Annotated in this window: 12 protein-coding genes and 1 tRNA gene; 6 read left to right on the forward strand and 7 right to left on the reverse strand. The window is 68.2% G+C overall.

Annotated elements, in window-relative coordinates; translation table 11 throughout:
* Window positions 1-43: 43 nt before the first annotated feature.
* Together htpX and AC1DWR_RS05935 are read left to right on the forward strand one after the other, a co-directional pair.
* Window positions 44-931, forward strand: a complete 888-nt coding sequence (htpX, locus tag AC1DWR_RS05930) for a zinc metalloprotease HtpX (RefSeq protein WP_477613667.1) — start codon at window positions 44-46, stop codon at window positions 929-931.
* Between the two features lie 241 nt (window positions 932-1,172).
* A complete protein-coding gene (locus tag AC1DWR_RS05935; protein WP_056924211.1) occupies window positions 1,173-1,376 on the forward strand; it encodes a cold-shock protein in 204 nt (67 codons plus the stop codon).
* 68 nt (window positions 1,377-1,444) lie between these two features.
* Here the strand turns inward: AC1DWR_RS05935 and AC1DWR_RS05940 are convergent, their stop codons facing one another.
* Window positions 1,445-2,317, reverse strand: coding sequence for an SGNH/GDSL hydrolase family protein (locus tag AC1DWR_RS05940; RefSeq protein ID WP_477623881.1), 873 nt, complete (start codon window positions 2,315-2,317; stop codon window positions 1,445-1,447).
* Between the two features lie 102 nt (window positions 2,318-2,419).
* On the opposite strand from AC1DWR_RS05940, the gene pepN reads away from it, so the two are divergent.
* The 3 genes from pepN to AC1DWR_RS05955 all read left to right on the forward strand — a co-directional run bounded on the left by pepN (window position 2,420) and on the right by AC1DWR_RS05955 (window position 8,509).
* Entirely contained in the window at window positions 2,420-4,888 is a 2,469-nt protein-coding gene (gene pepN, locus AC1DWR_RS05945; protein WP_477623882.1) for an aminopeptidase N, read from the forward strand.
* A 218-nt stretch (window positions 4,889-5,106) separates the two neighbouring features.
* Window positions 5,107-7,272 (forward strand): MSCRAMM family protein, encoded by a 2,166-nt coding sequence (locus AC1DWR_RS05950; RefSeq protein WP_477623883.1) that lies wholly within the window; start codon window positions 5,107-5,109, stop codon window positions 7,270-7,272.
* Window positions 7,273-7,546: 274 nt separating this feature from the next.
* Window positions 7,547-8,509 (forward strand): serine/threonine-protein kinase, encoded by a 963-nt coding sequence (locus AC1DWR_RS05955; protein WP_477613663.1) that lies wholly within the window; start codon window positions 7,547-7,549, stop codon window positions 8,507-8,509.
* A gap of 108 nt (window positions 8,510-8,617) precedes the next feature.
* Here the strand turns inward: AC1DWR_RS05955 and AC1DWR_RS05960 are convergent, their stop codons facing one another.
* Complete coding sequence (locus AC1DWR_RS05960; RefSeq protein WP_477613910.1) at window positions 8,618-9,118, reverse strand: YajQ family cyclic di-GMP-binding protein; 501 nt, start codon at window positions 9,116-9,118, stop codon at window positions 8,618-8,620.
* 101 nt (window positions 9,119-9,219) lie between these two features.
* Between AC1DWR_RS05960 and AC1DWR_RS05965 the strand changes: the two genes are divergently transcribed.
* Window positions 9,220-9,303: transfer RNA gene (locus AC1DWR_RS05965), tRNA-Tyr, on the forward strand.
* Window positions 9,304-9,409: 106 nt separating this feature from the next.
* Here AC1DWR_RS05965 and AC1DWR_RS05970 read toward each other — a convergent pair.
* The 5 genes from AC1DWR_RS05970 to AC1DWR_RS05990 form a co-directional block, all read right to left on the reverse strand.
* A complete protein-coding gene (locus AC1DWR_RS05970) occupies window positions 9,410-10,882 on the reverse strand; it encodes a tyrosine-type recombinase/integrase (protein ID WP_477623884.1) in 1,473 nt (490 codons plus the stop codon).
* A 3-nt stretch (window positions 10,883-10,885) separates the two neighbouring features.
* Window positions 10,886-11,086: a helix-turn-helix transcriptional regulator gene (locus AC1DWR_RS05975; RefSeq protein ID WP_477623885.1), complete on the reverse strand. Its 201-nt coding sequence runs from the start codon at window positions 11,084-11,086 to the stop codon at window positions 10,886-10,888.
* A 307-nt stretch (window positions 11,087-11,393) separates the two neighbouring features.
* A complete protein-coding gene (locus tag AC1DWR_RS05980) occupies window positions 11,394-11,522 on the reverse strand; it encodes a hypothetical protein (protein WP_477623886.1) in 129 nt (42 codons plus the stop codon).
* Between the two features lie 4 nt (window positions 11,523-11,526).
* Window positions 11,527-12,129: a hypothetical protein gene (locus AC1DWR_RS05985; RefSeq protein ID WP_477623887.1), complete on the reverse strand. Its 603-nt coding sequence runs from the start codon at window positions 12,127-12,129 to the stop codon at window positions 11,527-11,529.
* Window positions 12,122-12,886, reverse strand: a complete 765-nt coding sequence (locus AC1DWR_RS05990) for a helix-turn-helix domain-containing protein (protein WP_477623888.1) — start codon at window positions 12,884-12,886, stop codon at window positions 12,122-12,124. Before AC1DWR_RS05990 ends, AC1DWR_RS05985 begins: the two co-directional genes overlap by 8 nt.
* Between the last annotated feature and the right edge of the window lie 124 nt (window positions 12,887-13,010).

Raw genomic sequence — 13,010 nt, forward strand, 5'->3', positions numbered from 1 at the left:
CTGGATCGGGAACGCGAGCACGGAAGGGAGCGTTGAGGCAGGCATGCACAACCATTTCAACGGGCTCAAGACGGCAGCCCTCTTCGGCGGCATCTTCGCCCTCCTCCTGGCCATCGGCGGCGTCATCGCCAGCTCCACCGGCAGCCCCGCCTTCATCTGGCTGTTCGCCCTCTTGGGCGTCGGCATGACCGCCTACGGCTACTGGAACTCCGACAAGCTCGCGATCAAGGCGATGCACGCCTATCCGGTCAGTGAGGCCCAGGCGCCCGCGATGTACCGGATCGTGCGCGAGCTCTCCACCGCCGCCGGCAAGCCGATGCCCAAGCTCTACATCAGCCCCACCGCGGCGCCCAACGCCTTCGCAACCGGCCGCAACCCCGAGAACGCCGCCGTGTGCTGCACCGAGGGCATCCTCGGGCTGCTCGACGAGCGTGAGCTGCGCGGGGTCCTCGGACACGAGCTCATGCACGTGTACAACCGCGACATCCTCACCGGCTCGGTGGCTGCCGCGGTCGCCGGTGTCATCACGTCGGTGGCCCAGATGCTCATGTTCGCAGGCATGTTCGGCGGTGGCGGCAACGACGAGGACCGTCCCAACCCGATCGCCATGCTGGCCATGGCCCTGCTCGCGCCGTTCGCCGCGGCGATGATCCAGATGGCGATCAGCCGCACCCGCGAGTACGACGCGGACGAGGACGGCGCCAAGCTCACCGGCGACCCACTGGCGCTCGCATCGGCCCTGCGCAAGCTCGAGACCGGGGTGGCCAAAGCCCCGCTGCAGCCGACCCCGGCCATCCAGAACTCGAGCCACATGATGATCGCCAACCCGTTCCGCCCCCAGGACGTGTCGCGCTTCTTCTCGACCCACCCCCCGATGACCGAGCGGATCGCCCGGCTCGAGGCCCAGGCCTACGGCTTCCGCCAACGCTGAGACGGGCCCTCCGCGTGCTCGGGAACGGGGTCTGGACGACCTCCTCCCGAGACTCGCGGAGGGCTGGGAATGAAAGTCGGCGCGATAGGCGTTACGATGGTCAGCAGTTGCAGTTCCTCGTGTGAGTGGGCCCGCCAAGCGCGGGCCTTTTCCGTAAGCGGTGTATTCCGTGTCGTGGTGATGTCGCAGCTGGTGGTCCGCATCCGCGGCCACATCGGCCAATTAGGAAAAGAGTTATCCCATGGCACAGGGAACAGTGAAGTGGTTCAACGCTGAGAAGGGCTTCGGCTTCATCGAGCAGGACGGCGGCGGCGCCGACGTCTTCGTGCACTACAGCGCGATCGAGTCCGGCGGCTACCGCTCGCTCGACGAGGCGCAGCGCGTGGAGTTCGACATCACGCAGGGCCCGAAGGGTCCCCAGGCGGAGAAGGTCACGGTCATCTGACCTGCCCCACCCTCTGAACAAGATCGAAGCCCCCGGCCATCTCGGCCGGGGGCTTCGGCGTGCCGGGGTCAGAGGCCGAGGGCCACCATCGCGCGCTTGGCCATCGCCGCCTCGCCGAGGGCGTTCGGGTGCACCGGCACGGTGTTGGTCCCGAACAGGATCGGCTCGACCCACCGCGTGCCGATCGGCTGGCACGCGTCGCGGCCGGACGCCGACATGTCGACGAAGGTGGTGCCGGTCTCGGCGGCGGCTCGCTTGACCACCGCGTTCACGTGCGCCTGGATGTTGTAGACGTAGGGAACGTCGCCGTAGGCGATCGGCATCTGGGCGAAGCACCCCCGGGTGGGCGGAAGGATCGTGGGGTAGCCCAGGATCGCGACCTCGGCGTTCGGGGACTTGGCGTGGATGTCCCGCAGGGCCTTCTTCACAGCCGGGTAGGTCCTGGTCTCGATCAGGTCGTCATAGTAGCTGCCGAACCAGTTCTTGCACGGGCTGCCGAAGCCGAGGGTCAACATGCCCTTGGTCCCGCAGGACACGATCGCGCCGAGGAAGACCTGGCTGTCGTTGCCACCGATGGTGAGGGTGACCAGGTCGGTGTCGGACCTCAGGGCGTTGAGCTGCGCCGGCACGCCGAGGTACTGCGAGGTGTAGAAGTGCCGGGTCTCGGCAGCCGAGCAGGTGACGTCCCTGAGGGATGCTCCCGTCGCCGACGCGATGAGGCGCGGATAGTTCTTGGTCGTGCGGAGGCACAGCGGCGACGCCGAGAGGTCCTTGGGCAAGATGCCGGCCCCGGCGGAGTAGCTGTCCCCGAGAGCTACGTAGTGCAGTGGGTCGGTGATGCTGGAGGTGGCCGCGCTCGCTGGTGTGGCGGTGGCGACGACGGTGAGAGCGGTGGCAAGAGCGGCAGCCCCTGCCAGTCCCCGGCTCAAGGTAGGACGCATCGAGACAACTCCTTTGTTGTTACTGTTGGTAGGTTACTTTTGGGTAGGGCCCTGGCGACGCCGCGCAAACCGGCAAGCAGTGCGGCTGGTTGAATCGGTCCCATGCCTTCCCTCACCCGGGCCGATGCCCGAGAGCGTTCTGCCCTCATCGACGTGACGCGGATGGAGGTCGATCTAGACCTCGACCGCGGTGAGGAAAGCTTCGGGTCGCGAGTTCGGATCTCGTTCTCCTGCAACACCCCCGGGCGCTCCACCTTCCTCGACGTCCATCCCTCGGAGCTGCGGTCGCTGACGCTCAACGGCACCCCTGTCGATGGTGAAGGCCTCCGGGACGGGCGCATCGAGCTCGCGGGTCTCGCGGCCGAGAACGTCCTCGAGGTAGAGACGCTGATGGCCTACAGCCGTGACGGTCAGGGGCTGCACCGTGCCGTCGACCCTGCCGACGGGGAGCACTACGTCTACGGTCACCTCTTCCTCGACGCTGGTCCGCGGGTGTTTGCCTGCTTCGACCAGCCCGACCTGAAGGCGCCCTATGTCGTCAAGGTCAGCGCTCCCGAGGAGTGGATCGTGCTGGGCAACGGCGCGGCTACGCGGGTGAGGCCGGGGAGGTGGGAGCTGGCCGAAACCCAGCCACTGGCAACGTATTTCGTGACGATCTGCGCCGGTCCCTACGCCTCCGTGCGCGACGAGCACGACGGCATACCGCTCGGGGTCCATGCGCGGGCCTCGCTCAAGGAGCACTTGGAGCGAGAGGCGCCGCAGATGCTCGAGGTGACCAGGGCGAGCTTCGACTACTACCACTCGTTGTTCGGGATCCGCTATCCCTTCGGGGAGTACCACCAGGTGTTCGTGCCGGAGTTCAACGCCGGAGCCATGGAGAACCCGGGCTGCGTGACGTTCCGCGACACGATGATCTTCAGGGGGGCTGCCGCGCGCGACGAGGTGCTGTCCCGCACCAACACCATCACGCACGAGATGGCACACATGTGGTTCGGCGACCTCGTCACCATGCGGTGGTGGGACGACCTCTGGCTCAACGAGTCGTTCGCCGAGTACATGTCGCACCGCACCTGCGTGGACGCCACGGAGTTCACCGATGCCTGGATCGACTCGACGATGGCCCGCAAGGGGTGGGGGTATGCCGCGGAGCGCACCCCCTCGACGCACCCCGTCGCCGGGTCTGCCGCGTTGGACACCCAGGCGGCGCTGCAGGACTTCGACGGGATMTCGTACGCCAAGGGAGCAGCCACGCTGCGCCAGCTGATCGCCCACATCGGTGACGACGCCTTCATCGCCGGGGTGTCGGCCTACCTGCGCGAGCACTCGTTCGGCAACGGGACGCTCGCCGACTTCCTGGGCTTCATGGAGCGGGCGTCCGGTCAGTCGCTCACCGCCTGGACGAAGGCCTGGCTGCTCACGGCCGGCCTCGACGTGATCTCGGTGGACCCGGTGACCGGGGTCGTCGACAGGGACGTGCCACCACGGTTTCCGGCGGACCGACCGCACACGCTGGACGTCGCAGGGTTCACCGAGGGCGCCGAGGTGTTCCGGGTCCCGGTGACGGTGACCCAGGACCGCACCAGTGTCGAGGCGCTGCGCGAGGTGCCGGCCGCGGACCTGGTCGTGCCGAATGCCTCCGACCTCACGTGGGCCACGGTGACCCTCGACCCGGCTTCGGTTGCCGCCGTGCCGACCGCCCTGGCGTCGGTGCCCGACACCCAGGCCCGGGCCGTCGTCTGGATCGCCCTCCTCGACGGGGTCTGCCTCGGCACCGTCGACCCACGGGTGCTCGTCCGGACCTTCGGCAACGCCTGGCCGGCCGAGGACAACGACTCGGTGCTGAGCCGGACGTCGCTCGCGCTGTCGGCCCGCTTCATCCCGACCTTCCTGCCGCCCGAGGAGCACGCCTGGGCCGAGCAGGTGGTTGCCGAGGCGGCCGGGCAGCTGCTGCGGTCGGCCGAGGCGGGGTCCACCCGTGCCCTGGTGGCGGCCCGGACGGTGGCGCGGTCCTCGGCCGACGAGTCCCTCCTGCGCGCCTGGGCCGCGGGCAAGGACCGACCTGCGGGCCTGGAGGAGGACTCGGACTTCGGCTGGATCGCGGTGCGCAACCTCGCCTCCCGTGGCCTGGTCGACCGCGCCTTCGTCGAAGCCCGGCACGCCGACGACGACACCCTCCAGGGTCGGCTCAACGCGCTGTTCGCCAGCGCCTCGATGCCGTGGGCCGACGCGAAGGCCTGGGCCTGGGAGGAGCTGACGACCAACCGGTCGCGCTCGAACTACGAGCTCAACGCGCTGGCGCAGGGGTTCTGGCTCGCCGACGACCTCGACCTCGTGCGGCCCTATGCGGAGCGCTACTTCACCGAGGTCCCAGCCATGACCGCGTGGGTGGGGGAGGACGCGATCGCCCGGGTCGCGACGCTGGCCTACCCCGCGCGGATCGTGGAGGAGGCGACGGCCGAGCTGAGTGCTGCGGCGGTGGCGAGCGGCGGCCTCAGCGTCGGGGTGCGGCGCAGTGTGGTGGACGCCGAGTCCGAGCTCCGCGAGGCGCTGCGGTCGCGGGCCACGTTCTGAGCTCGGCCGCGCGCCATCGAGAGTGCACGACACGCTGACCGACTCGTCGTCGGCCCAGCGTGTCGTGCGCTCTCGACCCACGAGCAGGTATGCCGCCGGCCCCGACCGGCCGGGCGGTGGGCAGGTAAGAAGTTGGTCTAGAAGCCCTCGCACTGATCTCGGTCGCTGCTATGTTCCGCCGGATTGGCAGTCACACACCGGCGGAAGGCAAGCGGCTCATGCGCGCAGCATTCGGGCGGGTCGGGGGGATCGTGCTGGCGGCTGCGCTGGCCACCGGGGTCCTTGCCGCACCCGCGCAAGCAGAACCATCGACCATCACGGGGACCATCACCGCGGCAGCCACGGGGGAGAACCTGCAGGGGTGCGTGAGCGTCTACGACCTCGGCTACTCCTTCATCGCCTCGGGCTGCACCGACGACAGCGGTCAGTGGACCGCCGAGGGAGTGGAGACGGGGGTCGGCTACAAGGTCGAGGCCTACGCGTTCGACTCGCTCTACAAGGGACAGTGGAGCGGCGGGGCGAGCACGTTCGAGGACGCCGCCGTCGTCGAGGCTCCCACCCACCTCGACTTCCCGCTCGAGTACTCCCGCGAGGTCGGCGACTCGACCCTGTCCGGGACGATCACCGCCGAGGACACCGGCGCCCCGCTCCAGGCGTGTGTGACGCTGGCCGACGAGGCCGACGGCTACGTCGCCTCCACGTGCGCGGGGGAGGACGGCACCTGGGCGGTGGGCGGCCTGGTCGCCGGCGCCGGCTACAAGGTCGAGTTCGAGGCCTATGACGACGTGCACGTGGGCGAGTGGGCTAACGACGCCACGTCCTACGCGGACGCGGACCTCATCACCGCGCCAGCCACCGTGGATGCAGCCCTGGCCACCGGCGGGCACCTGCTGGGGACGCTCACCCGGGCGGACGGGCAGCCCGCAGAGGGGGCGAGCGTGGGCATCTCGAGCTCCACCGACGACGGAACCATCGCTGCGTTCGCCTCGACCGACCAGGACGGCGCCTGGAGCGCGCTGGTGCGGCCCGGCGAGTACGTCGTCAACTTCGACGCGTGGCCCGCGAACCAGTACGCCTTCGGGAAGACGTCCCGCGACGACGCGGCGCGCTTCACCGTCGCGGCGGGCGACTCCGTGCGGGTCGATGACCAGTTCCTCGCCGCGGCCACGGTCCAGGGCACAGTGACCAGCGACGCGACGGGTGGCCCCGTGGAGGGCGCGTGTGTCGCGGTGCTCACGCCGACCCAGGACCCGGACAACACGATGCAGGCGGGCGAGGGCTGCACGGGACCCGATGGCACGTACTCGATCGACATCTCGGAGCCGGGCGAGTACATCGCCGCCGTCTCCGACCCCGAGGGGCGGTACGCGGGCGAGTACAGCGGCAACACCCAGGCCATCGGCTCCGCGCAGACCTTTGCCGTGGACAGGGGTGCCCCGGCGACCGTCAACGCCTCGCTCGCGAAGGGCGCTGTCCTCAGTGGCCTCGCGGTCGACGCCAAGTCCGGCGCTCCAGTCCGCGACGCCTGCCCGGGTGCGTACTCCGGCCATGCGGGAAGGCACGTCCAGTTCTCCGTCCCGGTGTGCAGTGGCGCCGACGGCCGCTGGACCATCAAGGGTCTCCCGGCGGGTGACTTCGCCGTGGTCCTGAGCGTGTACACCCAGCCACGCACCTACAGCGACACGTGGGCCTTCAAGGCGACCTCGCAGGCAACGGCCGACCTCATCACGGTCGGCGCGGGCCAGGTCAAGAAGGTCCGCAACGTCCAACTCAAGCCGGGCGGGCGCATCTCGGGCCGGATCACCGACTACCAGGGGCAGCCGGTCGAGGGTGCGTACGTCAGCATCGACGGCGGCTACAGCGGTCGGGCCGGAGGGCCGAACGGACCGACGTACGCCCAGACCGATGCTGACGGCAGCTACACGATCTACGGCGTCCCTGCGGGCGACCACACGGTCTTCGTGGAGCCCAGCCAGTGGGGTGGGCTCGCGCCCCTGTGGTCCGGCAACGCCGACCGCCGCGAGGACGCAGTCCCGCTGCGGGTCAAGGCGACCCGGACGTCGTCCTACGACGCCGTCCTGCAGCCCGGCGCCCGGATCAACGGCAGCGTCGTCACGGCGAACGGCCAGCCCACGACCGACTACTGGGTGGGCATCATCCGCACCACGTCGGGCGACTACATCGGTGACTTCGACGTCTACAACGGGAACACGTTCAGCTCGACGTCCCTGCCTCCGGGCGACTTCACCCTGGCGTTGACCCGCTACACCGAGGAAGGCCAGGGCGAGACGGTCTGGTACGACTCGGCCACCTCCGAGGCCGATGCCACCAGGGTGTCACTCGGCCGCGGCGAGCAGCGGGAGATCACGATCCACCTCCCCTGACGTCACCGCCCGTGGCAGGTATGCCGCCGTCCCCGGCTCGGGGACGGCGGCATACCTCTGCGTGGGGCCGGTGGGCCGGCCGCACGGATCCCGTCGCGCAGATCCACGCACGAATAAGGGATCCCGGTGCGTCGGTGCAGGTCAGAGGGTTGATTGCCCGAGGCGCAAGGGCGCACCGCGGCTGTTTCGGGGCTACCATCAGAGGTGGCGAGGGCTTTTGCGATGTCAGTTGACGTTCACCTCCGTCTGCGGAGGTATGAATGGACACGCCAGGATGAACCGACTCGAAGAGGGTGACACGCTCGGCGGTCGCTACGTGCTCGGTGCACGGATCGCCTCCGGTGGCATGGCGGACGTCTGGGCCGGCACCGACACCGTGCTGCAGCGCACCGTGGCCGTGAAGGTCATGCGTCCGGACACCGGGCACGAGGAACTCTTCGCCCTCCGGTTCCGCGACGAGGCCGTGCACTCGGCGGCTTTGCTGCACACCAACATCGCGACCCTGTTCGACTACGGCGAGGACGACGGCCTGGCCTTCCTCGTCATGGAGCTCGTCAAGGGTGAGCCCCTTTCCCTGCTCCTGAAGCGCCGCGCACCCCTCGACCCGGCAGAGGTGCGCTCCCTGGTCGGACAGGCTGCCCTCGCCCTCGGCGTGGCCCACGAGGCCCGGGTGATCCACCGCGACGTGAAGCCGGCCAACATCCTCGTGCGTCCCGACGGACTCGTGAAGCTGACGGACTTCGGCATCGCCCGAGCCCTCGACGCCGCGGGCCACACCCGGGCTGGGGAGATGCTCGGCACCCCGGACTACCTCAGCCCGGAGCAGGCAATGGGCGAGGCCGCGACCGGGGCCAGCGACCTCTATGCCCTTGGGGTGGTCGCGCACGAGATGCTTTCGGGGAGTAGGCCGTTCGACAGGGGGACCCCGGTGGCGACGGCCCTCAGCCACGTCAACGAACCACCCCCGCCGCTGCCCGACGGTGTCCCCGAGGACCTCGCGTCACTCGTGAGGGACTGCCTGGCGAAGAATCCCGCGGAGCGTCCCGCGAACGCTCGTGAGGTCGCCTCCCGGGTCGGCATCGGCGACCACGAGATGGCCGGGCTGGCGCTGGGCCTGGCCAGCGCCCTCGACAGCTGGACCGAGGACGACTCGCCCGACACCGACGGCTCGGTCATCCGGTTCCCCGACCTCGGTGGTCCGACGATGGCCCTGCAGGCCGAGCCCGGCAGCGCCTAGCTCCCGCACAGAAGCGCCCACAGCAGACAGGTATGCCGCCGTCCCCGCCTCGGGGACGGCGGCATACCTCTGCCTGGCGGCGGGTGACCCACCGCGAGCTCAGCGGGCTTAGCGGTAGTTGGTGAACTGGATCGCGAAGTCCAGGTCGTCCTTGCTCTTGAGCAGGGCCTGCACGGCCTGGAGGTCGTCGCGAGACTTGCTGGTGACGCGCAGCTCGTCGCCCTGGATCTGGGACTTGACCGACTTGGGGCCCTCGTCGCGGATGATCTTGCCGACCTTCTTGGCGTTCTCCTGCGAGATGCCTTCCTGCAGGCCGAGCTCGAGTCGGTACTCCTTGCCGGAGAGCTGGGGGCCGCGCTCCGGGACGTCGAGGTGCTTGAGCGAGACCTTGCGCTTGACCAGCCACGTCTGGAAGACGTCGAGCACGGCGTTGGCGCGCTCCTCGGTGTTCGCCTTGATGATCACCTTGTCCTCGCCGCTGGCCTCGATGGAGGCGCCGACGTTCTTGAAGTCGTAGCGCGTCGCCACCTCACGCGAGGCGCTGTTGAGGGCGTTGGCGACCTCCTGGTGGTCGATCTTGCTGACGATGTCGAACGAGCTGTCGGCCATGGTGGCGTGTCCTTCCTGGGCGTCACGCGGCGGCCGCGGGCTTGGGCGGCTACCGGTTTCGGCATTCGTGGGTGTCCTTGCTATCCTTCCACGCGCACCACGGCAGGTTGCCCGAGCGGCCAATGGGAGTGGACTGTAAATCCATCGCGAAAGCTTCGAAGGTTCGAATCCTTCACCTGCCACCACGTGCACAAGAGGGCCCCTGACCAGCGGAAACGCTGGATAGGGGCCCTTCTACTTGCCCACGACGATGTACGGCTGTGGCCGGCCGAAACCGGCGATCTACGGGTGTCAGTGGGGAACTGGTGGGGAAATTCGGCCCTGGCCCCGTGGCCTAGCCCTTGGCGTTGACTGGTTCTCCGGCGGCTCGAGGGCCGACGCGATTCGTCGGCGCGAAGACTCGTCCTGTCCGGAGATGCAGGAGGCATAGACGCGGAGAAGCACGTTCACGCTGTGGCCTGCCCACTCCGCGACCTGAGTTGCCGGCACGCCGGCGTTCAGCCAAAGGGAAACTGCTGCGTGGCGCAGGTCATAGGGGCGTCTGGCGAGGGGTGAGTCGTAATCATCGTCCGCCAGCACCGTCCGACGGGCTCGGTCCCAGACCCGGTAGACGACGCCCATCGACTGCGGACTCGAGAATGGCGGTGCCACTGGAACTCCGGCCCTGCCCGTTCGGTTGACGAAGAGGCGACCCGCAGGTCCAGGCGGGAACTGCTCGACGTGTCGACCCAGGATCTCGACGAGCTCGGGCACTGCTGGAACGGGCCGGGTCGCGCGCCGGGCCCTGTGCTTGAGCTCCCGGTCCTCCGTGGGCCGCCCGCTATCGGTCCACTCGGCCCCCGTCGTCTGCGTCGAGCCGACGAGGTGGAGCGTGCCCCAGCCAGTTGGGCTGCCCTTGAGATCCAGGTTCTTCAGCGTGAGATGCCGGACCTCCGCGGGCCTGAGCGCGGCGTAGTAGATGCATGCGAAGAATGCTTCCAGCGAGGGATAGAGGCGCCTCACTTCTGCGAGCAGGGCGCGTGCCTGGTCCGGATTGACGACGACGCGGCGGTCGATGACGTCGGTGTGGGCTGGCGCCTTCCACTTCACCTTGTCCATGGGATTCCCCGTCAGAGCACCGATTTCAACGCCGAACTCGAGAGCGCTGTAGAGCGCCGAACGTTTTCGTGCGACTGTGCTGGACGACGCCGCGGTGCCATCCAGCCTGAGTGCAAGAGCATCCAGCACGGGCCTCAGTCGCGAAGGTTCGGCGAGCTCCTCGAGGGTGGGCGATCGGCGCCGAGCCCAGGCGATCGCCTCGGCGAAGGCCTCCGGCGGGGAAGCGGTGGCGGCGTGCTGCCGTCGTGTTCCGGAGTTGAAGGCCCAACTGAACAGGGCCTTTCGCAGAAGTGCCCTGTCAGGTCCACCGGCAGGAAGCGCGGCACAGGTGGCTGTGACGAGGCCGTCCGCCAGCCCACGCCGGTGTTGGGGAGAAGCGTGTGCCCACTTCGTGTCTACGAAGGCGCACGCGTGTTCAAACCAATTGGGGCTGGCGGACGCCTCTTCTGCGCTGACCGGAAGGCCCGTGTTCCGGTCGAAGGCTTCCGCGTTGCGCAGGGCGACCAACAGGGTGGCCCTGAACGACTGTGCCGACTTCACCGTGCCGAAGGTCTGCTGGAAAGTTTTCCCGTGGACGTGCCAGCGAACCGTGTGAGTCGTCTTGAGTTTGCCCTTGTAGGTGCGAACGCCCCACACCTGAACCTCGAAGGTCTTCGTAGAGTTCATGGGTCAGGCCGACTGCTCTAGCGACTCGAGCCAGCGGTCGAAGTCGCTCCGCTTGATTCGCAGGTCGCCGTTCGGGAGCTTCAGACACGGTGGCGCCTTGTGGGCGGCCCGCCAGTCATAGAAGGTCGAACGGGCGACACCCAACTCGGCGCAGACGTCCCTGACCGTCAGATGGATCCGCTCCACACGCTTCGTCTCAGACATGGCTGCCCCTTCTCAGCTACCGGCTTTGAATAGACAACGCGGCGACCGGGGCACCATACGCAGCCGGGGCCGACCCAATGGGTCTCGTCAACGTCAGCGCGCCGGCCGAGAGGTGCAACGGGACTGCTGAGGTGCGGTGCGTCGACAGGGTGAGACCTGTCGCAGATCAGATCCTGGGGAAGAGTCGACAGGGTGAGACCTGTCGCAGATCAGATCCTGGGGAAGACATGAAGCATCTTCATCATCAGCGTGATGAAAGCGATAGTGATGAAGAAGCGAATGTGGACGAAGAGGCAGCAGTAGCCGCTTAGCCGTTCAACTTCGCTGCCCGCTCCAGTCGGTCGAGGGCCTCGACGGCGTTCTCGACAGACATCGCGGAGTCGTCCTTGCGGCAAAAGGTGAGCATCTTGCGCAGCCGTGAGCGGTCCTTCTTCACCAACTCAGTCTCCCGGAAGTCGCGAGCCGAGACGAGGTTGGCCAGGACAACGAAAGTCGGTGCAGTGGCGCGTGCTGGCCCGGTCCGAGGCGATCTCGGTACGGGCCGCGGCCTTGCCGACGAGGGCTCCGACAAGGTTCGGGCGCAGGACAGTGCCAGTGCGGCCCATGGCCACAACGATGACTGGCTCGCTGCGATCTAGGGCTTGCGTCGTGCCGGGCGCTGAGATGGTCGGGGCTCCTCCGGCGCCGATACGGGACGCTGCGCGTTCGCCGACACCTTCGGGGATGAGTACATCGATCTGGGCCTGGTCGCGGCGCCAGCGGTGCTGGATGCCGTCACCGGAGATGTCAGGGGTGAAGCCCATATCGCGCAGAGCGCCAGTGAAGGTCACGAGCATCGTTGGGGAGGCCCTGATGTTGACGACCGTGTCGACGTCGTTGGTCGGACGCGTTGGCGAGACACCGCGTTCGGCACAGTGCAAGTGCACCAGTTGACCGCCGATGAGGGCCCAGTCGGAGTCAAGGCGCTCGTAGAGATCCATGAGGGCATGCCAAGACTGCGTCTGGGCTTCGTTCATGGCAGGCAGCTCGACGGGGTCAGCCACGGTCTGCTCCGACGACGTGGGCTCCTCCGGCGACGATCCAGGCATGCAGGTCGGCGACCGAGCGGACGGCTTCGCTCTTCTCGCGGACTCCGTCGTGCTCGGCCAGGTCGGCAGCGAGCGCGAGCGGCGAGCGGGCGACGTCGTCGAGGGCGACGAGTGCCGGGTTCATGGCGTCGGCATGCACGACATGGAAAATTACGTTGGCTCGGGAGCGGGGAGCGGGGGAGAGAAGGTAGTCGTCGACCAGGGCGTCGACGTCGTCGGCGGACACGTAACCTTCGGTCACAGCACCGACAGACATGTTCGAGTCGGGAAGTGAGACACCGGACAGGTGGACACGCTCGTCGTCTCGGACGTCCGGCAGGTCGTGCGGGGAAGCCACGAAGAGAGCGCGCTCTGCCCGGTTACGCAGCGCGTGTACGAGATGGGCTGCGGCGTCCTCGAGCTCGGCGGAGGAGGCAAGGGCGAGCAGGCGCGCTAGCCGCGACCGGGCGCGGGACCTGGCCGAGGGGCTTAGTTTTGAGGCGGCCTGGCCACCGGCAGCCACGGCGAGCAGGTCCCATGCGGACTTCGACGACAGGGGACGCCCAGGCCCGGCGTGGTGCCTGATGCGACGCAGGTCGTTCATCTCGACGGCCCACTGGTTCCCAACCTTTTCTGCAGGCAGGGAGCCTTCCCGGATTCGCTGATGGATGCGCTGCGGGTGGACGCCGAGCACCTCGGCGGCTTCGGCCACACTCAGGTGCACATCGGACATGTCGCCACTTCCCTATAAGTTCTTAGAGGTTTGCAGCAATCGTATAAGGATTTATAGGTTTCCTGCAAGCATCGAGGAGCAATGAGCCGCGGGGCCGTACGTCCGTCGACAATGGGCGCCTCGC

Source organism: Pedococcus sp. P2_E2 (genome assembly GCF_056403955.1).

Bases quoted from the DNA above. Each gene is read 5' to 3' on its own strand.
- htpX (WP_477613667.1), top strand. From the start codon at position 44: ATGCACAACCATTTCAACGGGCTCAAGACGGCAGCCCTCTTCGGCGGC.
- AC1DWR_RS05935 (WP_056924211.1), top strand. From the start codon at position 1,173: ATGGCACAGGGAACAGTGAAGTGGTTCAACGCTGAGAAGGGCTTCGGC.
- AC1DWR_RS05940 (WP_477623881.1), bottom strand. From the start codon at position 2,317: ATGCGTCCTACCTTGAGCCGGGGACTGGCAGGGGCTGCCGCTCTTGCC.
- AC1DWR_RS05950 (WP_477623883.1), top strand. From the start codon at position 5,107: ATGCGCGCAGCATTCGGGCGGGTCGGGGGGATCGTGCTGGCGGCTGCG.
- AC1DWR_RS05955 (WP_477613663.1), top strand. From the start codon at position 7,547: ATGAACCGACTCGAAGAGGGTGACACGCTCGGCGGTCGCTACGTGCTC.
- AC1DWR_RS05960 (WP_477613910.1), bottom strand. From the start codon at position 9,118: ATGGCCGACAGCTCGTTCGACATCGTCAGCAAGATCGACCACCAGGAG.
- AC1DWR_RS05970 (WP_477623884.1), bottom strand. From the start codon at position 10,882: ATGAACTCTACGAAGACCTTCGAGGTTCAGGTGTGGGGCGTTCGCACC.
- AC1DWR_RS05975 (WP_477623885.1), bottom strand. From the start codon at position 11,086: ATGTCTGAGACGAAGCGTGTGGAGCGGATCCATCTGACGGTCAGGGAC.
- AC1DWR_RS05990 (WP_477623888.1), bottom strand. From the start codon at position 12,886: ATGTCCGATGTGCACCTGAGTGTGGCCGAAGCCGCCGAGGTGCTCGGC.